Below are 26,301 nucleotides of genomic sequence, written 5' to 3' on the forward strand. Positions count from 1 at the left end.
TCACGCCTCGGCCAGGCGCCGCTTCTCGAGTTCCACATCGAACTCGACCGACGGCCAGTCCAGGTCGAGGCGCTCGAACGTGTCGATGAGCAGTTCCATGACGGCGATGCGGCTGTACCACTTGCGGTCGCAGGGCACGACGTACCACGGGGCGTGCTCCGTCGACGTCCTGTCCAGCATCGCCTGGTACGCCTCCTGGTAGGCGGGCCACAGTTTGCGTTCGGAGACGTCGCCGGGGTTGTACTTCCAGTGCTTGTCCGGCCGCTCGAGCCGTTCGGCCAGGCGCCGCTTCTGTTCGTCGAGCGAGACGAACATCGCCACCTTGATCAGCGTGGTCCCGCTGTCGACGAGTTCACGCTCGAACTGGTTGATCTCGTCGTACCGGGTGCTCCACACGCTCTCGGGTACGAGGTTGCGGACCCGCACGACGAGCACGTCCTCGTAGTGCGAGCGGTCGAACACCCCGAGTTGCCCCGCCCGCGGCAGCGCCTTGTTGATACGCCACAGGTAGTGGTGGCGCTTCTCCTCGGGGGTGGGCACGCCGAACGACGTATGGTCGACGCCCTGCGGATCCACGTGACCGATGACGTTGCGGACCATGCCGCCCTTGCCGGCGGTGTCCATGCCCTGCAGGATCAGCAGGATCGACCGGCGGTCCCCCCAGCGTCCGTTGGCGAACAGCATCTCCTGCAGGCGCGAGAGCACCGCCCCTCGTTCCTCGATGAGCCGTTCACCGGTGGCCTTGTCGCCGGTGAAACCCGGGGTTGCGTTGGTCTCGATCTCGGCGACCCTGATCCCGGGGTGGGCGCGGAGCACCTCGACGGCCGGTGTCTGCCACGGGTCGGTGCTCTTGACGGTCATCTGCCGAGCGTGCCACATCCCGTGGCCGGATCAGCCGAGTTCGAGCTCGGTGTCGTCCGGGCGGGTGGGGTAGGGCGGAGCCGAGATCCCGTCGACCATGTGGCTGCCCCACAGGTCCGTCTCGGTGATCCGGGCGGCCGCCGGGACGGGGCCGTCGGGTCCGGGCACCGTGAGGCGGACGTCGGTGCCGGGGGAGAGGTCGGTGCCCGGGAGGGCTGCCGCGAGTCCGCGGAGGCGGCCCCGCCAGCGGTAGCGGCCGCTGATGGGGTCGAATGCCCCGGACAGCTGCACGTCCGTGGTGGCGTGCCGCTCGCCGACGGTGACCTCGGCGGGGCCGCGGTAGCCGTCGGGTTCGTCGTCGTGTGGGTCGGACATGCCCGCGACTTTACATGTAAACCCCAGTCACATAAACAGGGTCACGCAAACAGGGTCACGATGTTCCGGCGTCCGGAAGCAGCGGGTGCGGCCGGCTCTTGAAGCGGGCCGGTGAGCCGCCGACGGCCGCGATCCCGGAGATTCCGCCCCAGGTCATCATCGTGAGGTAGTCGGTCAGGTCCTCCGCCGACATCGACTTGTTGGAAATCCACCAGTGGGTGGCGAGCTGGATCGCGCCCACGATCGCGTACGCCCACGGCACGGACCCGCCCGAGTCCATTTCCAGGTGCCGCAACCGTTCACCGATCACCGTCGCGACGAGTTCGGCGATCATCCGCTCCGAGTCGGCCACGACGTCGCGCCCCGCCGCGGCGCTGTTGGTCATCACGTACAGATACACCTCGGGATCGGAGGCGACGGTCTCGACGTAGGTGGCGATCGCGACCCGGGTCAAGTCGTACTCGTCGAGGTCCTCTGCCACCGCCGCGTAGATGCGCGGCGCCAGGATCGTCTCCACGTACCGCAGCATCGTCGCCGTGGTCAGGTCGTTCTTGTCGGTGAAGTACCGGTAGAGAACGGTCTTGGAGACGCCGATCTCGGCGGCGATCTCGTCCATCCCGACGTCGCGCCCGCGGGTCCGGATCGCCTTGATCGTGCCGTCGACGAGTTCCTCGCGGCGGGCGATCTTGTGTTCGTGCCAGCGACGCTTGCGGCCGTCCTGTTTGGTCGGCGCGGCGGTCGTCGGGACCGGCGTGTCGGTCGGGGACGGGGGCTGGGGAACTCGGTGGTTCGGCACTGGGTGGCACATCCGTTCGCTCGATCGTCCGTCCAGTTTAGAGGGGGCCGCGCGACCGGCCGTGTGGACGTCCCGATCGGGACGCCACGTCCGTTTCCGCCGCGTGCCGCCCTCGCCGGGCGCGGCTTCGGCACAGCCGGGCGCGGCTTCGGCACAGCCGGGCGCGGCTTCGGCACAGCCGGGCGCGGCTTCGGCACAGCCGGGCGCGGCTTCGGCACAGCCGGGCGCGGCTTCGGCACAGCCGGGCGCGGCTTCGGCACAGCCGGGCGCGGCTTCGGCACAGCCGGGCGCGGCTTCGGCACAGCCGGGCGCGGCTTCGGCACAGCCGGGCGCGGCTTCGGCACAGCCGGGCGCGGCTTCGGCACAGCCGGGCGCGGCTTCGGCACAGCCGGGCGCGGCTTCGGCACAGCCGGGCGCGGCTTCGGCACAGCCGGGCGCGGCTTCGGCACAGCCGGGCGCGGCTTCGGCACAGCCGGGCGCGGCTTCGGCACAGCCGGGCGCGGCTTCGGCACAGCCGGGCGCGGCTTCGGCACAGCCGGGCGCGGCTTCGGCACAGCCGGGCGCGGCTTCGGCACAGCCGGGCGCGGCTTCGGCACAGCCGGGCGCGGCTTCGGCACAGCCGGGCGCGGCTTCGGCACAGCCGGGCGCGGCTTCGGCACAGCCGGGCGCGGCTTCGGCACAGCCGGGCGCGGCTTCGGCACAGCCGGGCGCGGCTTCGGCACAGCCGGGCGCGGCTTCGGCACAGCCGGGCGCGGCTTCGGCACAGCCGGGCGCGGCTTCGGCACAGCCGGGCGCGGCTTCGGCACAGCCGGGCGCGGCTTCGGCACAGCCGGGCGCGGCTTCGGCACAGCCGGGCGCGGCTTCGGCACAGCCGGGCGCGGCTTCGGCACAGCCGGGCGCGGCTTCGGCACAGCCGGGCGCGGCTTCGGCACAGCCGGGCGCGGCTTCGGCACAGCCGGGCGCGGCTTCGGCACAGCCGGGCGCGGCTTCGGCACAACGGCGGAGGTGTCTTCGGCACAATGGCGGAGGTGCAGTTGATGAGCATCGACGATGACGCCAAGCGCAGAGACCTGCGCCGGATGAAGGCGGTCGCCACCGGCTTTCTGCTCGCGGCGACCGCAATCTACTTGTTCTGCCGCTGGCAGGAGACGCGCGGCGCCGGCGAATGGGTGGGGTACGTGCGCGCCGCCTCCGAGGCCGGGATGGTCGGCGCGCTCGCGGACTGGTTCGCGGTCACCGCGCTGTTCCGGCATCCGCTGGGTATCCCCGTTCCGCACACGGCCATCATCAAGCGGAAGAAGGATCAGCTCGGGGCGAGCCTGAGTTCGTTCGTCGGCTCCAACTTCCTCGCCCCCGAGGTGGTGTCGGCGAAGGTCGAGAACGCCCGGATCCCGCTGCGCCTGGGGACCTGGATGGCGGAGCCCGAACACGCCGAACGGATCGCGCAGGAGACGTCGACGGTGCTGCGGGGACTCGTGACGGTCCTGCGCGAGGAGGACATCCAGCAGATCATCGACAACACCATCGTCAAGCGCATCGCCGAGCCGGAATGGGGGCCGCCCATCGGCCGGGTGCTGTCCGAGCTGCTCGCCGAGAACCGGCAACTGCCGCTGATCGACATGCTGGCCGAGCGGGCTCATCAGTGGGCCCTCGGCAGCCAGGAGACGATCGACCGCATCATCAGCCGCGACTCGCCGTCGTGGTCGCCGAAGTTCGTGGACCTGCTGCTCGGCGAGCGGATCCACCGCGAGCTGGTGGAGTTCACCTGGAAGGTGCGGTCCAATCCCGACCACGAGGTGCGCGTGGCCGCGAACCGGTTCCTCGCCGAGTACGCGCGGGACCTGCAGCACGATCCGGTCACCATCGCCAAGGCGGAGAAGGTCAAGGCGGAGATCATGGGCCGCGAGGAGGTCACCCAGCTAGCCTCCGCGACGTGGCGCGCGGCCAAGCGGATGATCCTCGAGTCGGTCGACGACCCGCACAGCACGCTGCGCACGAAGGTCACCGAGAACGTCATCCACTTCGGTGTGCGGCTGATGGAGGACCACGAGCTGCGCGGTAAGTTCGACCGCTGGCTGCTCGACGGGGCCCGGTACATCGCGGCCAACTACGCCGACGAGATCACCGCGGTCATTCGGGAGACGGTGGAGCGCTGGGACGCGGAGGAGGCGAGCCGCAAGATCGAGCTCCAGGTGGGACGCGATCTGCAGTTCATCCGGATCAACGGCACGGTGGTCGGGTCGCTCGCCGGTCTGGCCATCTACGCCCTGTCGAATCTGCTGTTCGCGTGACGTGTCACACCTGCTAGCAGAGTGCTTGCTACAGCTAGCACTTGTGGGTACAGTGGAAATGTGTCCACGAAGGAACGGGGTGAACCCGCCGACGGAGGGGACGATGACAAGGACGACGCATCCGGCGCCACCGAGATTGCCACGCGGGTGGTGAGTACTGCCGCGCAGGACATCGGCAGTTTCATCCGCTCGCAGCGCGAGGCGGCGCAGGTGTCTCTGCGCCAGCTCTCCCAGCTCGCCGGCGTCAGCAATCCCTATCTGAGCCAGATCGAGCGAGGGCTGCGCAAGCCCTCGGCCGAGGTGCTCGGGCAGATTGCCAAGGGGCTCCGGATGTCCGCGGAGGTCCTCTACGTCCGGGCCGGGATCCTGGAGCAACGCCCGCAGAGCGCGGTGCGCGACGCGCTGCTGACCGATGCCGTACTCAACGAGCGGCAGAAGCAGGTCCTGCTCGACATCTACGAATCGTTCTGCCGCGAGAACGGTTCCCACCCTTCCGGGGCGGACCTCTCACCCGAGGTGTCTGCACCCGAGGTATCCGCACCCGCGGCCGCTGCCCCGAACGGCGCGACCGACCCTGATCGACAGGAGAACTGACATGACCGATCCGAAGAACCTCGCCACCCCGCTGTATGCCGCCGTCGGTGCCGGTGACACCGTGGTTCAGGCGGTGGCGGACATCGTGGCCCGCACCCGCCGTCGCGCCGAGACCACCCAGACCGACGTCAGCGACCGGGTCGACAGTGCCCGGGGCCGCCTGGCCGATTTCCAGGAGGATCTGACCGAGAACGTCGAGTCCCTGCGCGAGCGGCTCGCCGGCCTGCCGGCCGAACTGCCCGAGGATCTCGCCGAGCTGCGCGAGAAGTTCACCGCCGAGGAGCTGCGCAAGGTGGCCGAGGCCTACCTGAAGGTGGCCTCCGACATCTACACCGCGCTCGCCGAGCGCGGCGAGGAGACCATCGAACGGCTGCGCAAGCAGCCGGTCGTGGAGGATGGCATCGGCCGCGCGGAGGCTGCGTTCGGCGACGCCGTCGAGCTCACCGAGGAGGCTCTGGGCACCGTCGCGCGCCAGACCCGCGCCGTGGGCGAACAGGCCGCCCGGCTCGCGGGCCGTGCCGCCGGCCGGATCGAGGAGACCGCCGGCGACGTCGGCGAGGCCATCTCCGGGGCCGGCGAGGAGGCCGGCCTGCGGGTGCTCGACCTCGGTGGCCAGGCCCAGGAGGCGGCTGCGGAGGCCGCGGACCGGGTCGAGACCGCCGCGCTCGAGCTCGACGAGGCTGCCACCAAGGTCGAGGAAGCCGCAGAGAAGGCGGCTGCGTCGAAGACCGAGGCTTCGAAGGCTGAGGCTTCGAAGACGGAGGCTCCGAAGACCCCGGCCGCCAAGACGCCGGCCAAGGCCCCCGCCAAGACGCCGGCCAAGGCGCCCGCCAAGAAGGCAGCGCCGCGCAAGACCACCGGCGCCTGATCTCCACCGGGCGGTAGAACCGCCGACGGCCCCCACGCGACCTTCGCGTGGGGGCCGTTGCTCGTACCATGGGAACGTGCCCAACGTCGATTCTCTCGCCGCCCTGATCATCTTCGCTCTGCAGATCGTCGCGCTCGCCGGGGCGGGTTTCGCGCTGCTGCATGCCGTGCGGCAACCCGCCGAGGCGTTCCCCGCGGTCGACAAGCTCACCAAGCCGGTGTGGCTCGGCATTCTCGCCGCCTCGCTGCTGGTGATCGTCGTCTTCTGGGGCACCTTCATGATGCTCGGAATCATCGCGGTCATCGCCGTGAGCGTGTACCTCGTCGACGTGCGACCACGGGTGGACGAGGTGCAGCGGCCGCGCTGGTAGTTCCCGCCGGGAGGCCTTGACAAGCGCCGAAAGGTTGATGACACTTCGAGTAACGGGTAATTACCGAGACGAGGTGATCGACGATGGCGCTCACCCGGACCGTCCGCACGGCCGACCGTGAGGACACCGCCGAACGACTGCTGGCCTCCGCCGCACGTTCCTCCTACGACCCGGCCCTCGAAATCGACTGGGACGCTCCCGTCCCTGCCGACAAGTACGGGATGACCCCCGAATGGAGCAGCCTCTACGGCACCGCTCTGTGGGAGTCGATGAGCGAACGGCAGCGAATCGTCCTGACCCAGCACGAGGCCGCCAGCATCGCCGGCACCGGCATCTGGTTCGAGATGATCCTGATGCAGATGCTCGTGCGCGACCTCTACCGCCGCGACCCCGCCACCGCCTACGTCCAGTTCGGGCTCACCGAGATTGCCGACGAGTGCCGCCACTCGACCATGTTCGCGCGCGCGGCACAGCACTTCGGGATCCCGTCCTACCGGCCGAAGCGCTGGATCCGGGAGAGCGGCAGGCTGTTCAAGGCCACGGCGAGTGGGGCGCTCGCATTCGGCGGAACCCTGTTCGCCGAAGAGATCCTCGACGCGATGCAGCGCGACTTCATGCGCGACGAGCGGGTCCAGCCCGTCACCCGCACCGTCAGCCGCATCCATGTCGTCGAGGAGTCCCGGCACATCCGCTACGCGCGCGAAGAGATCGTCCGCCGCACACGGCACCTGTCCCGCACCGACCGCGCGCGTGTCCGGCTGCAGTTGGGCATCTCCGCGTACTTCGTCGTCACGAGTCTCGTCCACGACGACGTCCATGCCGCCGCGGGGCTCGACGTCGCCGAGGCCACGGCGGCGGTGCGGACGAACACGCACTACCACGACCGGCTCCGTGAGGGCACCCGGCGGACGATCGAGTTCCTCGACGACGTGGGCCTGATCGGCGGACCGTCGACTCTGCTGCTCCGCCGCGCCCACGTCCTGTGATCGCGCACCCGTCCCTCGGCCGCCGCGTCCCGCGACGGCCGTCGTTCCAGCAACCAGGAGAACAACACAGGTGAAGAAGCCGTCCCGCAGGACCACGCTGGTGATCGCCGGGGTGGCCGGCGCTGCTGCCGTCGCCGGACTCGTGGCCTACCGCGCCCGCCGTCGCCGCGCCGTGGTGCGCGCCGCCGACCGGCCACCGCACGCGCTGCTCGCGCCGCCCACGCTGGACCCCGACGTCGTCGACCTCACCACCGACGACGGTGCCCACCTCCACATCCGCGCCTACGGCGATCCGGACGCCGACCCGATCGTGCTCAGCCACGGGTGGACGTGCAACGCCGACTACTGGATCCCGCAGATCAATGCACTCGCCGGGCGCTACCGGGTGATCACCTACGACCAGCGCGGTCACGGCCGCAGCGATCTCGGTACCCGGGCCTTCGGCCCCGACGTCCTCGCCGACGATCTCGCAGCGGTCCTCGCGGCGACGGTGCCGGCCGGCCGCAGGGCAGTCCTCGCCGGGCACAGCATGGGCGGCATGAGCATCATCGCGTGGGCCGGCCGCCACCCCGAACAGGTCCGGGAGAAGGCGTCCGGAGTGCTGCTCGCGAGCACCGGCACCGACAGCCTGCTCGCCGAGGCCGCGCTGCTGCCGCCCCGGCTGGGACGAGTGCCGGAGCCCGTCGCGCGGCGTGTCCTCGGCGCCGCCCTGCCGCTCGTCGCCTCCCCCCTGACCACCCGCGCGCTGAAGTACGTCGCGCTCGCACCCGGCTCGAGCCCCGCCGAGGTGGAGTTCTGCGAGAAGATCGTGCTCGGCTGCACCCCCCGGGCCCGTGGCAACTGGGGGGCGGCGCTCAGCGCGATCGACATCCGAACGGGCCTTGAGCACCTCACCGTCCCGACCACCGTGCTGGTCGGCACCGCGGACCGCCTCACGCCGCCGGTGCACGCGCACCGGCTCGCCGAGGCCCTCGAGGCCGCCGGCCACCTCGAGCACTTCGTCGTCCTCGACGGGATCGGGCACATGAGCTCGGTCGAGGCGATCGACGCGTTCGACGACGAACTGCTGTACCTCGCCGAACGGGAGCCCGTGCAGGCAACCGCCTGACGCTCCCATCCGCGGCGGCCGCGGCACCGAACCCCCCGTGTGCCATCCACTGGAGAAGGACCCGTGACCGTGTCGGGCCACCGCGCCGCGCGTGCCCTCGCCGGACTGGTGTCGTTCGGCGTCGTCCTCGGCGTCGGCGAACTGCTCGCGGTAGTGGTCGGGCCCGCATCGTCGCCGTTCTACGCCGTCGGCGCCACGACCGTGGACCGCGCGCCCGCATGGGCCCGCGAGTTCGCGATCGACACCTTCGGAACGTCGGACAAGCCGGCGTTGTTCATCGGCACGGCGGTGATCCTTGCGGTGCTCGCCGTGGTGGCGGGGCGGCTGGAACAGCCCCGCCGCCCGCGCGGCGGCGCCGTCATCGCGGTCCTGGCCGCCGTCGGCGCGTACGCGGCGCTGAGCCGGCCGGGTGCCACGGCCGTCGACGCGCTGCCCACCGTCGTCGGCGCCCTCGCGGGCGTGGTGCTGCTCCAGTACGCCGTCCGCCTGCTCGCCGCATCCGGTGTCCGCGACGACGGGACGGCCACCCCGCCGGCGTGGCCGCGCCGCCGGTTTCTCACAGTGCTCGGCACCGCCGCTGCGGTGGCCGTGGCTGCCGGCGCCACCGGCCGGCACCTCACCGAGCGGCTGGCGCGGGCGGTCGAGGACCGTGCCCGGTTCCTGGTCCCGCGGCCGGCCCGGGCCGCCGCATCCGTGCCGGCGGGCACCGAGGTGACGGTCCCCGGCGCGACCCCCTTCCTCACCTCGCCGGCGGAGTTCTACCGCATCGACACCGCGCTGCAGGTGCCGCGGTTGCGCACCGCGGACTGGCAGCTGCGCATCCACGGCATGGTCGAGCGGGAGGTGACACTCTCCTGGGATGATCTGGCCGCGTTCGAACCCGTCGAACGGATCCTCACCCTCACCTGCGTGTCCAACGAGGTCGGCGGTGACCTGGCCGGCAACGCCCGCTGGATCGGATACCGGATGAGCGACCTGCTCGCGCGGGCCGGGGTCCGGGCCGGCGCCGACATGCTCCTGTCCACCAGCGCCGACGGCTTCACCTGCGGGACTCCCGTCGCGGCCGTCCTCGACGGCCGCGACGCCTTGCTCGCCGTCGCGATGAACGGCGAACCGCTCCCGTTCGAACACGGGTATCCCGCCCGGCAGGTGGTGCCCGGGCTGTACGGATACGTCTCCGCCACCAAGTGGGTCGTCGACTGGGAACTGACCCGATTCGACCGGGCCGAGGCCTACTGGACGCAGCGCGGCTGGGCGGAGCAGGCGCCCGTCCGGACCGCCTCACGCATCGACGTCCCCGCCGCCTTCGGCCGGCTCGAACCCGGGCCCGTGATCGTCGCCGGTACCGCGTGGGCACAGCACCGCGGCATCGACCGCGTCGAGGTCCGTGTCGACGGCGGCCCCTGGAACGACGCCGAGCTCGCCGAGGAGTACTCCCTCGACACGTGGCGGCAGTGGACGTGGCGGTGGGACGCGACGCCCGGTACGCACGTGCTCGAGGTGCGGGCGACGGACGGCGAGGGCCGGGTGCAGGACGAGCAGCGTCGCCCGCCCATCCCCGACGGCGCCACCGGCTGGCACAGCCGCACCGTCACGGTCGGGTGACGGGCGCGCCCCGGAACGGGACGTCAGCTGAAGACGACGGTCTTGCTGCCGTGCACCAGCACCCGGTCCTCGAGGTGCCAGCGCAGACCGCGGGCCAGCACCAGCTTCTCGACGTCGCGGCCGAGGCGCACCATGTCGCCGACCGTGTCGGCGTGACCGACGCGCACCACGTCCTGCTCGATGATCGGGCCGGCGTCCAGCTCGGGGGTCACGTAGTGGCACGTCGCGCCGATCAGCTTCACGCCGCGCGCGAAGGCCTGATGGTAGGGGCGTGCGCCGATGAACGACGGCAGGAAGCTGTGGTGGATGTTGATCGCCCGGCCCGCCCAGTGCTCGCACAGCTCGGGCGGCAGGATCTGCATGAACCGCGCCAACACGACGGCGTGCGGATCGTGCACGTCGACGAGCTTGCGCACCTGCTCGAACGCGGGCCCGCGCTGTTCCGGGTCCTTGGGGAAGGACACGTAGTGGAAGTCGATGCCGTGCCGGCGGGTCACCCGTTCGAGGTCGGGATGGTTCCCCACGACTGCGCAGATCTCCGCGTTCAGTTCCCCGGCGGCCACCCGGCCGAGGATGTCGTGCAGACAGTGGCCTTCCTTGCTGACGAGGAGCACCACCCGCTTGGTCTCGCCGGTGTCCTGCAGCGTCCATTCGGTCTCCGGGCCCAGTTCCGCCGCGACGGCCGAGAATCGGTCGCGCAGTTCGTCGAGGCCGAGCGGGATGGACGAGGCGCGCACGGCCTGCCGAGTGAAGAACCAACCGCTGTCGGGGTCCGCGTGATAGCCGGCTTCGACGATCGAGCCGCCCACGTCCGCGAGGAAGGTCGAGATGCGGGCGACGATGCCGGTGGCGTCGGGGCAGCCCAGTGACAGTACATACCGACGGTCGTCGGACGAGGCAGCGGAGGTCATGCCGTCCAGTCTCTCAGGTGGGACCCCGGTCCGATTCGACCGGTCACACCGTCGCGGGGGGTCGCCGGACCGTGGCGGTCCCGACGAGGGTCGTCGCGTCGATCGTGTGGATGCCGCGCTCGGTGACGGCCGCGAGGAATTCGGCGCGCACCGCGGCGACCGCGTCGGTGTCGAGCCCGGCCAGGACCGCCCGCAGGCCCGACCCGGTCACCAGCGCCCAGCACAGCTCGTCGGTGGCGGGCAGCAGGTTCGACAGGGTGCGTACCTCCACCGAGTGGGTGCCGGCGGCCGCGAGCCACGCCTCGAGGGTGCGCGGCAGATCGATCGCCCGCAGCGGCGTCCGCTTCCGCAGCGACGGCCGGCCCGCCACCGCCGGGTTGCGCCGGCCGACGACGTCGAACAGCGTCGCGCTGATCTCCTCCATCGCCCCGGCCCGCCACACGGTCACACCGATCCGGCCGCCGTGCCGCACCAGGCCCACCAGACGATCGAACGCGGCATCCATGTGGGGCAGCAGGAACACCCCGTAGGAGATGGCGAGCACGTCGTATCCGGCTTCCGGGACCGTGGAGGGCGGTTCCCACGTGGTGGCGTCGGCGCACACGAAGTCGATGTTCTGCAGCGCCCGTTCGGCGGCGGCGAGCCGGCCGAGCTCGAGCAGGTCGTCGGCGACGTCGATCGCGTGGACCCGGCCGGTCGGTCCCACCGCCGCGGCGGCGGGCAGCGCCGAGGCGCCGGCGCCGCAGCACACGTCCAGCACCGTCGCGCCGGGACCGGGCCCGAGCTGGAAGACCAGCGCCTGCCCGGCCGGGCCCCACACCGTCGGGGTGAGCCGGTCGAAGTCGCCGCTCGCGTCGTCGAAGGTGCTCGCGAGCCGTGCCGTCTCGTCCACTGCGTCGGTCATGCCTCGTCCTCGGGTTCTCGAATCCGAGGACGGAACCTCGGATGCCCAGCGGGAGTGCAGCCGATACCCTATTGCAGTTCCGAACGTTTCAGTTCCGAATGCTGAATGGCGAGCACCCGGGACGTCGAGCGGGTACATCCCGCGTCGAGCGGGTGGATTTCGCGGCGAACCGCGAGGGGAGGGCTCAGGAACCGCCCGCTCGCCACCACAACAGCCCGCTCGCGCCCGTGCGACGAGCGCGGCGCGGCGGCCTTCACGTGCTCCCCGGAGGGGACGGGCACCCTGCGGATTGCTCACACCCCGATTCGATGAGGGTGGGTGTAGATGTTCATGGTGTCCTCGCGCAGGAAACCGACCAGGGTCAGCCCGGATTCGTCAGCCAGGTCGATGGCGAGTGAGGACGGTGCGGAGACGGCGGCGAGGACGGGGATGCCGGCCATGACCGTCTTCTGGGCGAGTTCGAAGGAGGCGCGGCCGCTGACGAGCAGGACCGTTCCCCGGGCGGGGATGCGGTGGTTTTCGGTGGCCCAGCCGACGATCTTGTCCACGGCGTTGTGCCGGCCGACGTCCTCGCGCAGGGCGAGCAGGTCACCGGTGGCGGTGAACAGGCCGGCGGCGTGCAGGCCGCCGGTGCGGTCGAACACCTTCTGCGCCTCGCGCAGGGTGTGCGGCATGCCCGACAGGGCGGTGGGGTCGACGACGACGGGGTCGTCGGCCGGGGCGTGGCGGGTGCGTTGGCGGATCGCGTCGAGGGAGGCCTTGCCGCACACCCCACAGGAGGAGGTGGTGTAGAAGTTACGCTCGATGCCGGTCTCGGGCAGTGCGACGCCGGGGGCGAGGTCGATGTCGAGGACGTTGTAGGTGTTGCGGCCGTTCTCGTCGGTGCTGTGGCAGTAGCGGATCGCGGCGATGTCGCCGCGGTCGCCGACGATGCCTTCGGTGAGCAGGAAGCCTTGGGCGAGTTCGATGTCGGAGCCGGGGGTGCGCATGGTCACCGCCAGCGCGGTGCCGTTGACCCGGAGTTCGAGGGGTTCTTCGACGACCACGGTATCCGGGCGTGTCGACTGTCGGTTCGCGTGGATGCGGGTGATGCGGGTGCGGGTGGTTACTCGTCCCATGCGACGCTCCGGTGCACCAGTTCGCCTCGCCCGGGTGATCCGGGGAAGGCCGGCCGGGCGCCGTGCCCGGTGCCGCGGCACCCTCGCGCCGAGGGGTGTGGGCTTCGAGGCGGATGGTGACGGCCTTGGACACGGGGGTGTTGGACTTGCGGGCGACGTGGTCGAGCGGGATCAGGGGGTTGGTTTCGGGGTAGTAGGCGGCGACGTTGCCGACCGGGGTGGGGTAGGGGACGAGCCGGAAGTCGTCGGCGCGGCGCGCTTCGACGGTGCCGTCGGGGCGGGGCCATTCGGAGATCAGGTCCACCCGGTCGCCCGCCGCGAAGCCGAACGACTCGAGGTCGCGGTCGTTGACGAACAGCACCCGCCGGCCGCCCTTGACGCCGCGGTAGCGGTCGTCGAGGCCGTAGATGGTGGTGTTGTACTGATCGTGGGAGCGCAGGGTCTGCAGGATCAGCCGGCCCTCGGGCACCGGTACCCAGTCGAGGTCGTTGACGACGAAGTTCGCCTTTCCGGTGGCGGTGTGGAAGCGGCGCTCGTCGCGGGGTGGGTGCGGCAGGACGAACCCGTCCGGTCGGCGGACCCGGGTGTTGAAGTCGTCGAACCCGGGCACGACGCGGGCGATGGCGTCGCGGATGGCGTCGTAGTCGTCGGCGAACCCGCGCCACGGCACCGGGTGATCCGGTCCGAACAATGCCTGCGCGAGCTCGCAGACGATGGCGACCTCGCTGCGCAACTGTTCGCCGGCCGGCGTCAGGCCACCGCGGGACAGATGCACCACCGACATCGAATCCTCCACCGACACCAGTTGTTTGCGGCCGTTGCGGACGTCCTTGTCGGTGCGGCCGAGCGAGGGCAGGATGATCCCGGTGCGCCCGTGCACGAGGTGGCTGCGGTTGAGTTTGGTCGAGATCTGCACCGTCAGCGCGCAGTTGCGCAGCGCGGCGGCGGTCACATCGGTGTCCGGGGTCGCGGAGAGGAAGTTGCCACCCATCGCCATGAACACGTGCGCGGCGCCGTCGCGCATGGCGCGGATCGAATCGACCGCGTCGAGGCCGTGCCTGCGGGGACTGCGGATGCCGAACTCGTCGTCCAGAGCCTGCAGGAAGGACTCGGGCATCTTCTCCCAGATCCCCATCGTCCGGTCGCCTTGGACGTTGGAGTGCCCGCGCACCGGGCACACCCCCGCTCCGGGTTTGCCGATCATCCCCCGCATGAGCAACAAGGCCACCGCGTCCTCGATGGTGGCCACACCGTGGGTCTGCTGGGTCAGGCCCATCGCCCAGCACACGATGGTGGCGTTCGAGGCGATCAGGGCGCGGGCGGTCTGTTCGATCTGCTCGCGCGTCAGGCCGGTCGCCTCGAGCACCGTGGCGAGGTCGACGGCCCGGATGTGCTCGGCCCACTGCTCGAACCCGGCACACCGGCTGTCGAGGAACTCGCGGTCGAGCACGGTGCCCGGCCGACGGTCCTCCTCCTCGAGCAGCAGCTTGGCCAGGCCTTGGAACAGGGCCTGATCCCCGCCGATGCGGATCTGCAGGAACTCGTCCGCGATCTGTGCGCCGTCACCGAGCACGCCGTTCACCTTCTGCGGGTCCTTGAACCGCAGCAACCCGGCCTCGGGCAGGGGGTTGATCGCGATCACCGTGGCGCCGTTGGCCTTGGCCTTCTCGAGCACGGAGAGCATGCGGGGATGGTTGGTGCCGGGATTCTGGCCGGCGATGAGGATCAGGTCGGCGTCTTCGAGGTCGGTGACCGACACCGAGCCCTTGCCGATGCCGATGGTCTCGGTCAGGGCGGTGCCGGAGGATTCGTGGCACATGTTCGAACAGTCCGGCATGTTGTTGGTGCCGAAGGACCGGATCATCAGCTGGTAGACGAATGCCGCCTCGTTGGAGGTGCGGCCGGAGGTGTAGAAGATCGCCTCGTCCGGGCTCGGCAGGGCACGCAGGTGCTCGGCGATCACCGCATAGGCTTCGTCCCAGCCGATCGGCTCGTAGTGCCCCCCGCCCGGTCGGATGATCATCGGATGTGTCAGCCGGCCCTGCTGCCCGAGCCAGAAGTCCGTCTGCGCGAGCAACTCCGGAATCGAATGGGCGGCGAAGAACGCCGGGCCGACTTTCCGGGTGGTGGCCTCTTCGGCGACGGCCTTGGCGCCGTTCTCGCAGAACTCCGCGGCCTTGCGATGCCCCGGGGTCTCCGGCCAGGCGCACCCCGGGCAGTCGAAGCCGTGCCGCTGGTTCAGCCGGGCCAGGGTGCGGGCGGTGCGTAGCGGGCCCATCTGCTCGAGACCACGACGCAGCGACACCAGCACCGCGGGCACCCCGGCCGCGTAGGACTTGGGGTCGGTGATCTGGATGTCGTTCTCGTCGAAGAGGTGCCGGTCCGTAGTGTTCGTCATGCGCTGTGTCGCACCCATCGATCGGTCGACGAGAACGCCTCGCCGAGAAGGAAACTGTCGCCGTGGCCGGGGTGAACTCGGGTGTCGGCCGGTAACGCCGACAGTGGCCCGGGCGCCGTGCTCGGCGTCGGGGTGTGTCCGGGCGCTTCACACCCGTGCCGGAGGACGTCGCCGGTGAACACCACGCCCAGGTGCGGAAGATGCAACGACACCGACCCGGGCGTGGCGACCGGAGTGTGCAGCACCCGGATCTCGTCACCGGCGACGGCGATGCGCTGCCCGTCGTCGAGTCGCCAATAGCGACGCTGCCCGTGCACCGCCTGCCACAACGCGTGGTCGGCCGGATGCAGCAGGATCGGAGCACACAGTCCCACGCCCACGTCGACCGCGGCCGAGACGTGGGCCCGGCCACCCTGGGTGCAGATCACCGCGGTGACACATCGGTCACCGACCGCGTCGGCGATGTCGGTGGCTCGACCACCCGCATCGACGACCACCACGTCCCGGTCGTCGCCGACCAGCCACACGTTCGTCTCGTTGCGCTCGGTCAGGAACTGCCCAGAGCGCCGTGATCGTCGATTGCGGACGCGGTCGATCCGAAAGCGGCTACCCACTGCAGGACCGTTCCGTCGGTCGGCTCACTGCTGTGGTCTCCGATCGGTATCCACCCCGATGGTAAAGCTGTGCCAACGGAACATGTCCCACGGTTGGCTTCGCCTCACACACGTGAGCACCTCGTATAGTCATCGATCGCACCTGTTCTCGCTGGCCTTCATCGGTCGTAGCCGGATCCACCGTAAGACGTGCCGACATGCCGGCGAACTGGTCGAACGATCAGACCGGCCTCTCCCGATGGACAGTGCACCCGAGCCTCGGGCTCCGCCGTCCAGCTCGATTCAGGGTCGAGCCGGGACGCGCCCTATCCCGCCGCGACCTGAGCCCCGGCTACCTCACGGCGGTTCGTTCGATCTGTTCCCGCTCGGAAGGGGACAGCCGAATGGGAACCTGGCTGCGGAGGATGCGAGCGATGTTCTCGTAGAACCGTGTTGTGCTCATCCCGAAGCGAACGAGGATCTCCCCGACGGGTGGACCACCATACGGTAGCCAGATGCGGGCGAGCTCGAGGAGTTCACGGTCTTCGGTGGACATGTCATTCCTTTCGTCAACCGACCGACGACAGCGGGGAGGGAGGGGCGGCAGGGCGATGGGTCTGTGACTGGCACTGTGACAGAGCATGTTTGAGATCGAAGTTAACGTCACGGGCTTGTTCCGGTGTGAGTGGCATCGTGCAGGCCAGCATCTTGCGCGCTGCCATATGGTCCCGCGGCTTGTTCACCGATTCGACACCCAGCAGGCGCCCCTGCCGGAAACAGAAGACGGAGAAGGCGCCGTCCGCGACCGATCCTCGAACGACACTGGTATCGGTGCCGGTGGTCAGCCCGGCAATCTGCAACTTGGCCTCGTACTGCTCCGACCAGAACCACGGCACACTGCGGTACGCCGTCTCGGTACCGGTGAGTTGTGCCGCAATGCAGCGGGCTTGGTCGACCGCATTCTGGACCGACTCGAGTCGGACGAGCCCTTCGTCGCTCACCCCGGGAAACGCTGCGCAGTCGCCGATGGCGGAAATCCGCTCATCCGAGGTACGAAGGTGCGCATCGACAACAATGCCGTTGGCGACCCGTAGCTCGGCTTGCTCGGCCACTTCGGTATTGGGGACAACGCCGATTCCGACGACGACGGCATCGGCGGGGATCGTCTCGCCGTCACTGGTGATCACCCCCCGGGCGTGTCCGTCGTCCACCACGATCCGCTCGACTCCGGTCGACAGCCGCAGATCGACGCCGTGGGCGGCGTGAAGGGAGGAGAAGAACTGTGACATCGTTTCGGTCAACGCTCTGGCCATCGGACGGGCCATCGCCTCCACGACGGTGACGGACAGTCCGTTCTTACGGGCGGCGGCAGCGACCTCCAAACCGATGAATCCGGCGCCGATGACCACGAGCGACGAACACGCCTTCATCTGTGCAGTCAGCGCCTCGGCCTCGACGGCGGTGCGCAAATAATAGACGCCGGCGGCGTCTGACCCGGGGACGGGCAGGCGGCGATTGCGCGCACCGGTGGCGAGGATCAGGTGATGGTATTCGGCCGTGGAACCGTCCACCAGTTCCACTCGTCGATCGATCCGATGAAGTCGCACCACGGGTTTGCCGCACCGCAACTCGATACCGTGATCGGCGAAGTACTGGGCCGGACGCAATGCAAGCGAGTCGCGATCAGGCTCACAGTGCAGATAGGCCTTCGACAGCGGCGGGCGCTGGTATGGAACGCCGCTCTCGTCGCCGATGATGGAGATGGCTCCGTCGAAGCCGTGCCCGCGGAGACTGACCGCTGCCTCGAAGCCGGCCTGTCCCGATCCGACCACCACGACTCGGGGGGTACTCATACCTGGTCCTCCGGCAGGCGGACGATCAGGCCGTCGACCTCGTCGGTGACGACGAGCTGGCACGAGAGCCGGCTGGCGTCGGTGCGCGGGCTGACGGTATCGTCGAGCATCTCGTCTTCTTCCTCGGAGACCGGAGGGAACTTCTCTGCCCACGGGGTTTCGACGTAGACGTGGCACGTCGCGCACATGGCCTGGCCCCCGCACTCGGCGACGATGCCGTCGATTCCGGCCGCGATGGCGGCCTGCATGACTCTCTTGCCCGGGGCGACTTCGACCTCGTGCTTGGTTCCATCGGGGTCGACGTAAGTGACGGTAGGCACGTCATCTCTCTTTCGCGAAATGAAGCGGTGGTGACGTGGGGGGGGGGGGGGGGGGGCCCCCCCCCCCCCCCCCCACGGGCGGGTCAGGGCAGAACAGTGTCTTCGTTGCTGAACAGCAGCGAGATCCCACCGGTGGCGAAGTTCGCGACATCTCCTGCCGCGGACTGTCCTTGCGGTGAGGCAAAAGCTTGCCCGGCCTCGTCTTTGGACTCGAAGCGCAGCTCGGCGAGCGCATAGGCAGCGGGGGGATTGCCATCGAGCGGATCGCACTTGCCGACGGCGAACTTCTTCACGTTCGGTATCTCTCGTACCAGCGGGAGATGCTTGGTGGCGTAGTACTCGTCGAATGCCGCCGGATCGGTGGGCTGATTGTAGACAATGGTGACGCGGTACATGATGTCCTGTCTGGTCGATGTTGTCAGGGGCGGTCGGCCGGGACGGGATTCTGCTGGGGATCCCACTCGACCAGTACGTGCTCGGGGCCTCGGAAAGAGGTGTTGGGCAGGTAGGTGAATTCCTGTCCCGGTACGAGCGACATGTGCGGAAGACGGCGGGAGGTCTCTTCGAGGAAGATCTTCATCTCCAGCCGTGCCAGTGTCGCACCGAGACAGGTATGGCTACCGATCCCGAAAGTCAAGTGCCGGCGCGCGTTTCCACGGTGGATGTCGAACTCGTCCGGCTCCGGGAAGATGTCGTCGTCGCGATTCGCTGACGCGGTGACGATGAGCAGGCGCCCACCCGCCGGGATGTCGACACCGCCGACGGTGGTGTCGGTCACCGCCATACGGCGCCAGGCGACGACAGATCCGCTGTAGCGCAGGCACTCCTCGACGGCCTTGGGAATGAGTGTGGGATCGGCGCAGATCTGCTCCCAAGCACTGCGGTTTTCGAGCAGGGTGCGGAAGGCGTTGCCGGTGGCGTTGGTGGTCGTTTCGTGGGCGGCGACGACGCCACTCATCATGATGTTCTGGAGGTAGTTGTCGTCGAACAGGTCGGGATGCTGGCGCTGCATCTCGATCGCGTGCGGGATCCAGCCCTTGGCGTCGGGGTCCGCCTTCAGCTTTTCGACCAGTCCGCCGGCGAACCTCCAGAACTTGCCCATGCCGGTGGCGACGCGGACCTGTTCCTCACCGTCGGGATGACCCCAGGTGAACAACGTTTGCTGCATGCCGAAGTGGCGGCAGGTTTCGATGTCCTCGTCCGGGACCCCCAGGAAGATCAGGGCGACGATGCAGGGCACCTCGTAGAGCAGATCGTCGATGAGGTCGGCGCGACCGGTCTTGATGACCCGGTCGAGGTAGGTGTTGACGACCTGACGGATCTTCGGCTCGAACGTGGCGACGTTGTCGGCTTCGAACGGCTGCATGAGCAGGCGGCGCCGCTGCGTGTGGATCGGCTCGTCCTCGTTGACGATGGTCGGGCCGGGGGCGAACTGGTAGCTGCCGAGGATCTGCAGGGCTTCGTCGCTGATCGGGGTGATCTGATCGAGGGTGATCCGCGGTGAGAACACCGCGGGGTTCTTGAAGATCTGCTTGATGTCTTCGTAGCGGGTGACCACCCAGTAGTCGAGCAAGGGGCTGTAGAACACCGGCTCCTCGGCGCGCGCCTGCCTCAGCGAAGAAGACGGGTCTACCTGATAGGGGCCTTGAAATGGATCGAACCCCGCGGCCATTCTGGAGACCGGACATCCGGTTGGGCTCTTGAGGCCCTCCGGGGCATGATCGACGGTCATTCGACTCCTCCAATGGGGGCATCGGAACTGTGGGCTGTTTCTCATCGAGCGTATGATTCAGGTCACATGCTGCGCTATCCTGTGAGCGCAGAAAAGCAGCCAGTTTGCGCACGGGTGAATGACGGAGATCCATTCAGAAATGTATGAGAAAAAAGCGCAAGTGATCGAGTGCCGAGAATCCGGAACGATGACGTTTCGCTCGGACGACGTCGACGAAGCCCGGGACATCGGCAGCAAGCTCTATTACCCGCACGAAGTACGGGTGCTCGGCGACGAACACAAATTTCAGATGCGGATGACAGCAGCGACGTTCGGACCGGTGACCCTCGGCCGTTTGGATTACTCCACCGAAGTGGAGATCTACACCAACGAGTTGAAGGATGCGTACCAGGTCAACATCCCCATGCGCGGGGAACTGGCGACCGGCTCCGGCCGGGCGCGAACCGTCGCCACCCCCCACCACGCCGCGGTGTATCGCTGCGATCAGCGAACCGTCTTGCGAGGGTGGGCATCACCATATCCGACTCCCGTGCTTGCCTTGAAGATCGATCGCCGTGCGCTCGAGGACCAGTTGGCTGCGCGGCTGGGCATCACCGTGGTCAACCCGATCATCTTCGACGTCGATCTCGACCTCGACACGGTCGTCGGCCGTCAGTGGCTGTCACTGGTGGAAGGATTGTCCCATCAGCTTGATAGTCCCGAGGCGCTCGCCCTTCACCCGATCGTCGCGGCCCCGATGGCCGAATGCCTGATGAGTGGGCTGCTCGTCGCTGCGGAGCACGACTATCGGGGTCGGTTGTACGCCCCCAAGCCTGCCCTACCTGGACTGGTTCGCCTGGCCATCGACTACATGGAAGCGCACGCCCAGGAGCCGATGACGGTGGCCCAGGTGGCCCGGCACGTCGGGGTCAGCGTCCGGGCGCTGCAATTGGGGTTTCAAACCTCGTTGGGTACGACGCCGATGCGGCAGCTGAAACTCATCCGGTTGCAGCATGCACGCAAGGAGTTGCTCAACGCCGATCCCTACGCGGTCGGAGTCACCGAAATCGCTCGGCGATGGGGGTTCTTGCACGTCGGACGGTTCGCTGGAGAGTACAAGGCAGCATTCGGGTCCAGCCCTTCCGAGGACCTTCGTACGGTGCCGTTCCGGTGAGCGTGGCGCTTGTTGGCCGACAAAGCCCGTCGCGGCGACCTTCATACTCGCTGCGACGGGCTTTGTCGGTCGGCCTTGTTCCGGAACCGTCCGGACGAGTGACGCCACGGACAGTCAGGGCACTGCCGGCGCCGCGGTTGCTGCCGGCGTGATCGCAAATTCTTCCCGGAAAATCAGGCGGGGTGCCATCCGCCTGCGCTTGAGCGCCTTGACGGCGGCTTCAACCATGGCCGGCGGCCCGCACAGGTAGGCGCTCATCCCCTTGCACGAGGAGAAATCGCCGATCACGACATCGGTGACCAGTCCTATCGCTCCGTCCCACTGCTCCTCACTCAGGGCGGGACGGTAGTGGAAGTGCAGGTACCGGCGTTCGAGCTCCCGGAAGTACTCGACGTCGTAGAGATCCTCCCGGCGCCGACCACCGTGGTAGAGGAACAGCTCGGGGACGAGATCCTCGGCCAATGCCTGTTGGACGATCGACTTCAGCGGCGCGAGACCTGTCCCACCGCCGATCAAGATGGCCGGTTCATCCTGCTTGTTGACCAGATTGAACTGTCCTAGAGGACCGCGCAACGAGATCCGTTCGCCGACCACCATGGAGCTGAAGATCCACCCGTCGGTGGAAAGACCACCCACGGTGAGCTTGACATGGAACTCCAGTCGTCGGGTCTCGGTAGGGGGATTGGCCATCGAGTACTGGCGCGCCACCCCGTGCTCGGGTACGAGCAGTTCTGCGTACTGACCAGCGTTGAACGCCATCGGGGTGTCCAACTCGACCACCAGGCGGCGCGTGTTGGCGGCGATGTCCTCCAGCACCACCACCGTGCCCTCATAGTCCCGCAGCGGATAGTGCGGCACTCCGTCGTCGCCGGCGTTGCCCAACGGCTCGACGGTCAGATTCGAACGTGGAGTTGCTATACAGCCCAGCGCCAGTCCATCGGCCCGTTCCTCGGCGGTCAAGGTGTACTCCGGGGACTGGTGGTGATCGACCTCGCCGCACAGGACCTTCAACTTGCAGGTCCCGCAGGTTCCCTGGGTGCACGAGTGCGGGAGCCACTCGTTGGCCCGCAGGGCGGCATCGAGAATGGATTGGTTCTCCTCGACGGCAATGTCCGCATTCTTTCCTTGTATACGGACCGAATATTTTTCAGACATTTCCGGCAGTGCTCCAATTCATTTTCAATGACCCCGGGATCAGCGGATTCCGGCCGCTTCGGGCGCGTGGCGACTCGGGGAGACGGAAATCGAGTTCCGTTACACTTCCCATTTGACGAACAATTGCTTCGGTCCGCGGAATCCCCACCCCCAGAAATCCACCTCGTGGGATTCGTCGCGTTCCAGATTCGGGATTGCCTCGAAAAGCTCCTCCAGCGCGATACGGATGACCGCGTTGGCGAAATAGGTACCCGCACACGCATGCTTCCCACCCCCGAACGTCATGCTCGGCACCAGGGGCCGGTCGAGGTCGTACTTAGTGGGTGCGTTGTAGGCGTTCTCGTCCTGGTTGGCCGACCCGTACGACAGCATGACGATCGAGCCCTCGGGAAGGGTGACCCCTCCCACCGTGACCTCATGCGCGGCCCGCTTGACCACGGCAGACCAAATCGGGGCGACCCACCGCATGCCTTCGGAAGCGGCCCGGGGGATCAGGGTCGGATCGTCGACAACGCGCTCGAGCTGGTCGGGGCGGCTGAACAAGCCGGCCAAGGTGGTGGCCATCGCGTGACCGGGCTCCTGCATGGCCCCGAGCAGGAAGACATACAGGTTGGGATAGATGACGTCGCGGCTGCGGGTTTGGCCCTCGGGCATACCGTCGTGCAACCAGTGCGAGATCGCCGTGTGGTCGGGCTCGGCGATCCACTTGTCGATCTTGGGATCGACATGGGCGATGATTTCGGCCTTCGCCTCGTCGCCGGGAACGAAGCCCTCGGGATTGGCGAATTCGCCGTTGTCGTCGACCGCAGCGTTGGTGAACGACACGCTCAGCTTGTGGAACCACTCACGCAGCTTGTCGGTGCTGACGTCGTCGAGGCCCAGGAGGTCACCGCACGCCCGCACACTCACCGGCTCGCAGTAGGCCGCCACAATGTCTGCGTGGCCGTCGTCCTCGAATTCGGCGATGCGCTGGCGGGCGAACGGGCGCACGAGGTCGTCGATGTACTTGTCCACCGCCGAGGGCTGCAGGTGCGGCTCGACCATGTCCCGCAGATTGCGGTGCTCATCGCCGTTGGTGTTCAGCAGCGCCTGGGGGCCGAAGGTGCGACCACCGGCCGCGGAGATCACTGCCGGCCAGTTGGCATCGTCCTTGGCGATTTCGGCGCACAGTTCTTTGGTGGAGACGATGTACATCCCGAGGGCAGGAACGAAGGCGACCGGCGCCTCTTTTCGCAGGCGCTCATAGAACGGGTATGGATCGGCCTCGAGCTCCTCGATGGTGATGTCTTCGATGAAGCTTGGGGTGGAAGTCATTATGCTCCTTATGCTTTCGAGCCCACCGGGGCGGAGGCGGGCGCAAGTTGCCTACGGCGCCGGTGCGCCGTGTGTGAAGCCGGGCCGGTGAAATGTCGACTCGCGATCTCGCGGTGTGCTCGTCACGGTCGTTGTGTGAGCAAGCTCCCGTGAATCCAAGCCGAGTGTGCCGATCAGCGGCACAGCGGACTAGGGGCGTGGGGGGTGTGGTCGAGCCTGGATCACACCCCCACGGGCTCAGGACACCGGTGCGTTAGCGGTGGTGGAGGAGTGCTCGACGGCGTCGGGCACGGCATCGATGGCGTCAGCCGGCGGACCGGCGAGATAGGCCTCGATGTGGTCCTCGACCGACAGCTTCGACGGTGTGCCGTAAGTGAAGTAGGTCTCGAACGGCAGCTTGGCGCCACCGATGGCCAGGCCGGTGTCGATGTCCTCCATCAGCCACGTACGGGTCTCGTAGTCCGGCTCGAGCTGCAGGATCCCCGGTTCGCCGAAGAGCTCGACGCGGTTTCCACCGGGCTCGAACACATACAGGAACTGTGCCTGGGTGATGCCGTGCTTGTCCGGCCCGGCCTCGATCCGGATGTCGTAGTCGCGGAACATCTCCACGGCATCGAGGTTGTGCTGGCCGGTACCGTAGTAGAACGCGACATGGTGCAGCTTGCCGCGCTCACCCTGTGCGTCGCGCAGGCAAGCGATTTCGTGCCCGAGCAGGTTGGTGCTCATCCAGGCACCGATCTCGACCTCGCCGTCGACGACGCATTCACGGGTCTGGAAGCCCAAGTGCCGCTCGAACGAGTTCTTCACGGCGGTGACGTCGCTGGAGAGGATGTTGAGGTGATCGATGCGCTTGACGGGGATGCCCTGCAGCGGCTTCTTCGACGGGCGTGTGAGGATCTTGCTGCGCAGTTCGGGCGGGGCCTGGTACTTCTCGACCTCCCACAGCAGCTCGAGGTTGTGCCCGTCGGGGGACTGGTACGCGAAGGTCTTTCCGTAGCCGTACTCGTCCTCCCTCCAAGCGCCGTCGACGTTGCCCTCGTGTAGGGAGTGGGCGCGGCGCTCGAGGGCGTCCGGGGAGCTGGTGCGCAGTGCCGCGTGTCCCAGGCCGGCCTGCGGGGCCTCGGTGATCTTCAGGCTCCACTGGTACGGGTCCTCGTAGCCGCGCAGATAGACCGACTGGCCCTCCCGGTGGGTGACATACATTCCCAGGAACCGGGTGAAGAAGTCCTCGGTTTCCTGGGGCTTGGGGCTCAGCAGCTCGACTCGCGCCAGGTGGGCGATGTCGAACCGGTCACGGGGGTCACTCATGCGTCTTTCTCCTTCGTAGCCTGCCACTGAGTAGAAGGCGGTATCCCGGCCGATGCGCCTGCGGCTGCAAGTGCATGGCGTCAGGCGTGGGCCGCGCGGATGGCGTGATCTGGCTTTTCGGGCTCACCGACCGCGTCGGCTTGTGTTCGATGTCACGAGCATGATCCGAATCACCGGCTTTGCGCCACACTGTTCAGCATTACCGAACAAGAGGCGCAAGTCACTGGAACATGGCTAGCCGCAGGGGAAATCATGCGCGAAGTGGATAGTGCCCTACTGCTGATGCGTTTTTTGTACATTGCTCCTCCCGCGCTGTCGCCCTCTCGACTTGTCGCACGCCGAGAACCGTGACAGAGGCAGAATCCGGGCATCCCGATCGGGGCTCCCCCATTACCGTTTGCAGGGTTATCGTCCTTCCCGTGATCTGCCCGACGGCATCGCCCAGATCACGGAAGAGACGGCCATCCGGCTGCTGCTGGTCGCCGATTCGGACAGTGCCCGAACGCACGCGTGCTGCCGAGCCGCGCCCTCGCCGAGTCGATCAGCGCCACCGCTCGGCCACGGGCATTGCTGTATGCCCCCTTGCCGTTGACCGAGTGTCTGGCCACGGTCAGCTCGCTCCCGGAAGTGGAACAGGTGTTCCTGTCCGTCCTCGAGGAGTGTGCACGGTCCGGTTTGATTCAGTCGGCACTCGATGCCGGGCCGGTGAGACCGTGACGGGCATCGAGGTGCGGTGCTTCGCGGCGGCGGCGGCGGACGCGACCGGAGTGAAGAAGGAGACGGTGGCGCTGGCGCCGTCGGTGCTGGGCACCCTCAAGACCCCTAATCGACCGGCACGGCGCCGAGATGGCGCAGGTGCTGTCGGTGGCCGCTTTCCTCGGTGGCCGCTTTCCTCATCGAACCCGAACTCACCCGCGAAGTCGACCGTGCCTCCGGGCCGGTGGCCGACGCGCTGTCGCCCTTCGCCGGCGGCTAGCCGAACGGGCATCGTGGTCGGTCGTTATGGAAGAGGAAGTGGCTTTCTGCGCCATTGTCGGTGCAGCACTCGCCAGTCGTGGGATGCAATCGTCGTAGCCACCGCGACGGGATGTGCCCGCTACAACCCCATCCCGGGTGGTTTGACTAGGTGACGTGCGGCACCATGGGTGCAGAGACGGATGGGTGCCAGGCGATCGACGGTGGCGTCGCCAGTCGGTGACCCATGAAGGCAGCAAATTCGGTATCAGGACTGCAATGAGGCCTTCGGTTCCTTACGTATCAGTCAGTATTTCGCTGTGGGAGTGCATGATTCGCTCCAGTCCCCTAACTCTGCCCGCTTTGGAGATAGCAGTCGGTCGAGCAGTACGATCGGCACAGCTAGCACCCATGACATCGGGGTGACGAACAATCTGTCGATCACGGTGTTCATCGCAGAACTCCTGTTTGAGGGCGGGTGGTGGGCTCGAACGCGGGACCGAGCGATTGGCGGTGGCCCCGTCCTGACCGACCTTGATGACCAGGCCAGCCGCCCGGGTGGGGTCAGATGCGCTTGAAGAGTGCGGCGAGGGCCTGGCCGCCGCCGATGCACATGGTGACGATGCCGAGGTCGAGGTCGCGGCGGACGAGGTCCTTGGCGACCCGCAGGCTCAGGATGGCACCGGTCGCTCCGACCGGGTGTCCGAGCGCGATCGCCCCACCGTACGGATTCG

The 26,301-nt window shown here is 68.2% G+C and carries 24 protein-coding genes and 2 pseudogenes; 9 read left to right on the forward strand and 17 right to left on the reverse strand.

The window, feature by feature from the left end:
* From QYS60_RS19305 to QYS60_RS19315, 3 genes are read right to left on the reverse strand one after another with little or no spacing between them, the layout of a single operon-like run.
* Entirely contained in the window at positions 1-861 is an 861-nt protein-coding gene (locus QYS60_RS19305) for a PPK2 family polyphosphate kinase (protein ID WP_371383964.1), read from the reverse strand.
* A gap of 30 nt (positions 862-891) precedes the next feature.
* Positions 892-1,236 (reverse strand): DUF4873 domain-containing protein, encoded by a 345-nt coding sequence (locus QYS60_RS19310; RefSeq protein ID WP_371383965.1) that lies wholly within the window; start codon positions 1,234-1,236, stop codon positions 892-894.
* Between the two features lie 55 nt (positions 1,237-1,291).
* A complete protein-coding gene (locus QYS60_RS19315; RefSeq protein WP_003937503.1) occupies positions 1,292-2,032 on the reverse strand; it encodes a TetR/AcrR family transcriptional regulator in 741 nt (246 codons plus the stop codon).
* A 63-nt stretch (positions 2,033-2,095) separates the two neighbouring features.
* Here QYS60_RS19315 and QYS60_RS19320 point away from each other — a divergent pair, with 63 nt between their 5' ends.
* The 8 genes from QYS60_RS19320 (at position 2,096) to QYS60_RS19355 (ending at position 9,854) form a co-directional block, all read left to right on the forward strand.
* Positions 2,096-3,070, forward strand: a complete 975-nt coding sequence (locus QYS60_RS19320; protein WP_371383966.1) for a hypothetical protein — start codon at positions 2,096-2,098, stop codon at positions 3,068-3,070.
* Entirely contained in the window at positions 3,070-4,323 is a 1,254-nt protein-coding gene (locus QYS60_RS19325; RefSeq protein ID WP_371383967.1) for a DUF445 domain-containing protein, read from the forward strand. The genes QYS60_RS19320 and QYS60_RS19325 overlap by 1 nt, the downstream gene beginning before the upstream one ends.
* Before the next feature lie 60 nt (positions 4,324-4,383).
* Positions 4,384-4,917, forward strand: coding sequence for a helix-turn-helix domain-containing protein (locus QYS60_RS19330; RefSeq protein WP_003937505.1), 534 nt, complete (start codon positions 4,384-4,386; stop codon positions 4,915-4,917).
* Position 4,918: 1 nt separating this feature from the next.
* Entirely contained in the window at positions 4,919-5,785 is an 867-nt protein-coding gene (locus QYS60_RS19335) for a heparin-binding hemagglutinin (RefSeq protein WP_371383968.1), read from the forward strand.
* Between the two features lie 76 nt (positions 5,786-5,861).
* On the forward strand, positions 5,862-6,155 hold the full coding sequence (locus tag QYS60_RS19340) for a DUF2516 family protein (RefSeq protein WP_003937507.1): 294 nt from the start codon (positions 5,862-5,864) through the stop codon (positions 6,153-6,155).
* Between the two features lie 83 nt (positions 6,156-6,238).
* On the forward strand, positions 6,239-7,141 hold the full coding sequence (locus QYS60_RS19345; protein ID WP_289381819.1) for a diiron oxygenase: 903 nt from the start codon (positions 6,239-6,241) through the stop codon (positions 7,139-7,141).
* A 70-nt stretch (positions 7,142-7,211) separates the two neighbouring features.
* Positions 7,212-8,249 (forward strand): alpha/beta fold hydrolase, encoded by a 1,038-nt coding sequence (locus tag QYS60_RS19350; RefSeq protein WP_371383969.1) that lies wholly within the window; start codon positions 7,212-7,214, stop codon positions 8,247-8,249.
* Between the two features lie 63 nt (positions 8,250-8,312).
* Complete coding sequence (locus QYS60_RS19355; RefSeq protein ID WP_371383970.1) at positions 8,313-9,854, forward strand: molybdopterin-dependent oxidoreductase; 1,542 nt, start codon at positions 8,313-8,315, stop codon at positions 9,852-9,854.
* 23 nt (positions 9,855-9,877) lie between these two features.
* On the opposite strand, the gene purU is transcribed toward QYS60_RS19355, so the two are convergent.
* The 10 genes and pseudogenes from purU to QYS60_RS19405 form a co-directional block, all read right to left on the reverse strand.
* Positions 9,878-10,765 (reverse strand): formyltetrahydrofolate deformylase, encoded by an 888-nt coding sequence (purU, locus tag QYS60_RS19360; RefSeq protein ID WP_003937511.1) that lies wholly within the window; start codon positions 10,763-10,765, stop codon positions 9,878-9,880.
* Between the two features lie 43 nt (positions 10,766-10,808).
* A complete protein-coding gene (locus tag QYS60_RS19365) occupies positions 10,809-11,669 on the reverse strand; it encodes a class I SAM-dependent methyltransferase (protein ID WP_289381813.1) in 861 nt (286 codons plus the stop codon).
* Positions 11,670-11,962: 293 nt separating this feature from the next.
* Positions 11,963-12,787, reverse strand: coding sequence for a formate dehydrogenase accessory sulfurtransferase FdhD (gene fdhD / locus QYS60_RS19370; protein WP_006946513.1), 825 nt, complete (start codon positions 12,785-12,787; stop codon positions 11,963-11,965).
* A 103-nt stretch (positions 12,788-12,890) separates the two neighbouring features.
* Positions 12,891-15,185 (reverse strand): annotated as a pseudogene (locus tag QYS60_RS19375) (FdhF/YdeP family oxidoreductase); the annotation flags it as partial.
* A complete protein-coding gene (locus QYS60_RS19380; RefSeq protein ID WP_289382528.1) occupies positions 15,182-15,799 on the reverse strand; it encodes an MBL fold metallo-hydrolase in 618 nt (205 codons plus the stop codon). The gene QYS60_RS19380 and the pseudogene QYS60_RS19375, both read right to left, overlap by 4 nt.
* Before the next feature lie 331 nt (positions 15,800-16,130).
* Positions 16,131-16,334, reverse strand: a complete 204-nt coding sequence (locus QYS60_RS19385; RefSeq protein ID WP_371383971.1) for a DUF3263 domain-containing protein — start codon at positions 16,332-16,334, stop codon at positions 16,131-16,133.
* 13 nt (positions 16,335-16,347) lie between these two features.
* Positions 16,348-17,631: an NAD(P)/FAD-dependent oxidoreductase gene (locus QYS60_RS19390; RefSeq protein WP_289381420.1), complete on the reverse strand. Its 1,284-nt coding sequence runs from the start codon at positions 17,629-17,631 to the stop codon at positions 16,348-16,350.
* Positions 17,628-17,951, reverse strand: a complete 324-nt coding sequence (locus tag QYS60_RS19395; protein WP_289381422.1) for a 2Fe-2S iron-sulfur cluster-binding protein — start codon at positions 17,949-17,951, stop codon at positions 17,628-17,630. The genes QYS60_RS19390 and QYS60_RS19395 overlap by 4 nt, the downstream gene beginning before the upstream one ends.
* Before the next feature lie 83 nt (positions 17,952-18,034).
* Positions 18,035-18,346 (reverse strand): EthD family reductase, encoded by a 312-nt coding sequence (locus QYS60_RS19400; protein ID WP_289381423.1) that lies wholly within the window; start codon positions 18,344-18,346, stop codon positions 18,035-18,037.
* Positions 18,347-18,369: 23 nt separating this feature from the next.
* Positions 18,370-19,539: a cytochrome P450 gene (locus tag QYS60_RS19405; RefSeq protein ID WP_289381425.1), complete on the reverse strand. Its 1,170-nt coding sequence runs from the start codon at positions 19,537-19,539 to the stop codon at positions 18,370-18,372.
* A 262-nt stretch (positions 19,540-19,801) separates the two neighbouring features.
* On the opposite strand from QYS60_RS19405, the gene QYS60_RS19410 reads away from it, so the two are divergent.
* Positions 19,802-20,836, forward strand: coding sequence for an AraC family transcriptional regulator (locus QYS60_RS19410; RefSeq protein ID WP_289381427.1), 1,035 nt, complete (start codon positions 19,802-19,804; stop codon positions 20,834-20,836).
* A gap of 114 nt (positions 20,837-20,950) precedes the next feature.
* Here the strand turns inward: QYS60_RS19410 and QYS60_RS19415 are convergent, their stop codons facing one another.
* From QYS60_RS19415 to QYS60_RS19430, 4 genes and pseudogenes are all read right to left on the reverse strand, one after another.
* Positions 20,951-21,991 carry an NADH:ubiquinone reductase (Na(+)-transporting) subunit F gene (locus QYS60_RS19415; RefSeq protein ID WP_371383972.1) on the reverse strand — a complete coding sequence of 347 codons (1,041 nt, stop codon included), beginning with the start codon at positions 21,989-21,991 and terminating at the stop codon, positions 20,951-20,953.
* 99 nt (positions 21,992-22,090) lie between these two features.
* The gene (locus tag QYS60_RS19420; RefSeq protein ID WP_289381431.1) at positions 22,091-23,305 is read right to left on the reverse strand and encodes a cytochrome P450; all 1,215 of its coding nucleotides are present in this window, start codon (positions 23,303-23,305) and stop codon (positions 22,091-22,093) included.
* Positions 23,306-23,542: 237 nt separating this feature from the next.
* A complete protein-coding gene (locus tag QYS60_RS19425) occupies positions 23,543-24,613 on the reverse strand; it encodes a VOC family protein (RefSeq protein ID WP_289381434.1) in 1,071 nt (356 codons plus the stop codon).
* Between the two features lie 1,518 nt (positions 24,614-26,131).
* A pseudogene (locus tag QYS60_RS19430) lies at positions 26,132-26,301 on the reverse strand (acetyl-CoA C-acyltransferase); the annotation flags it as partial.

The organism is Rhodococcus sp. GXMU-t2271 (genome assembly GCF_041414735.1).
Classification (GTDB): Bacteria; Actinomycetota; Actinomycetes; order Mycobacteriales; family Mycobacteriaceae; genus Rhodococcus; species Rhodococcus indonesiensis.

Bases quoted from the DNA above. Each gene is read 5' to 3' on its own strand.
- QYS60_RS19420 (WP_289381431.1), bottom strand. From the start codon at position 23,305: ATGACTTCCACCCCAAGCTTCATCGAAGACATCACCATCGAGGAGCTC.
- purU (WP_003937511.1), bottom strand. From the start codon at position 10,765: ATGACCTCCGCTGCCTCGTCCGACGACCGTCGGTATGTACTGTCACTG.
- QYS60_RS19345 (WP_289381819.1), top strand. From the start codon at position 6,239: ATGGCGCTCACCCGGACCGTCCGCACGGCCGACCGTGAGGACACCGCC.
- QYS60_RS19400 (WP_289381423.1), bottom strand. From the start codon at position 18,346: ATGTACCGCGTCACCATTGTCTACAATCAGCCCACCGATCCGGCGGCA.
- QYS60_RS19385 (WP_371383971.1), bottom strand. From the start codon at position 16,334: ATGTCCACCGAAGACCGTGAACTCCTCGAGCTCGCCCGCATCTGGCTA.
- QYS60_RS19390 (WP_289381420.1), bottom strand. From the start codon at position 17,631: ATGAGTACCCCCCGAGTCGTGGTGGTCGGATCGGGACAGGCCGGCTTC.
- QYS60_RS19335 (WP_371383968.1), top strand. From the start codon at position 4,919: ATGACCGATCCGAAGAACCTCGCCACCCCGCTGTATGCCGCCGTCGGT.
- QYS60_RS19305 (WP_371383964.1), bottom strand. From the start codon at position 861: ATGACCGTCAAGAGCACCGACCCGTGGCAGACACCGGCCGTCGAGGTG.
- fdhD (WP_006946513.1), bottom strand. From the start codon at position 12,787: ATGGGACGAGTAACCACCCGCACCCGCATCACCCGCATCCACGCGAAC.
- QYS60_RS19365 (WP_289381813.1), bottom strand. From the start codon at position 11,669: ATGACCGACGCAGTGGACGAGACGGCACGGCTCGCGAGCACCTTCGAC.
- QYS60_RS19415 (WP_371383972.1), bottom strand. From the start codon at position 21,991: ATGTCTGAAAAATATTCGGTCCGTATACAAGGAAAGAATGCGGACATT.
- QYS60_RS19325 (WP_371383967.1), top strand. From the start codon at position 3,070: ATGAGCATCGACGATGACGCCAAGCGCAGAGACCTGCGCCGGATGAAG.
- QYS60_RS19410 (WP_289381427.1), top strand. From the start codon at position 19,802: ATGACGGAGATCCATTCAGAAATGTATGAGAAAAAAGCGCAAGTGATC.
- QYS60_RS19425 (WP_289381434.1), bottom strand. From the start codon at position 24,613: ATGAGTGACCCCCGTGACCGGTTCGACATCGCCCACCTGGCGCGAGTC.
- QYS60_RS19310 (WP_371383965.1), bottom strand. From the start codon at position 1,236: ATGTCCGACCCACACGACGACGAACCCGACGGCTACCGCGGCCCCGCC.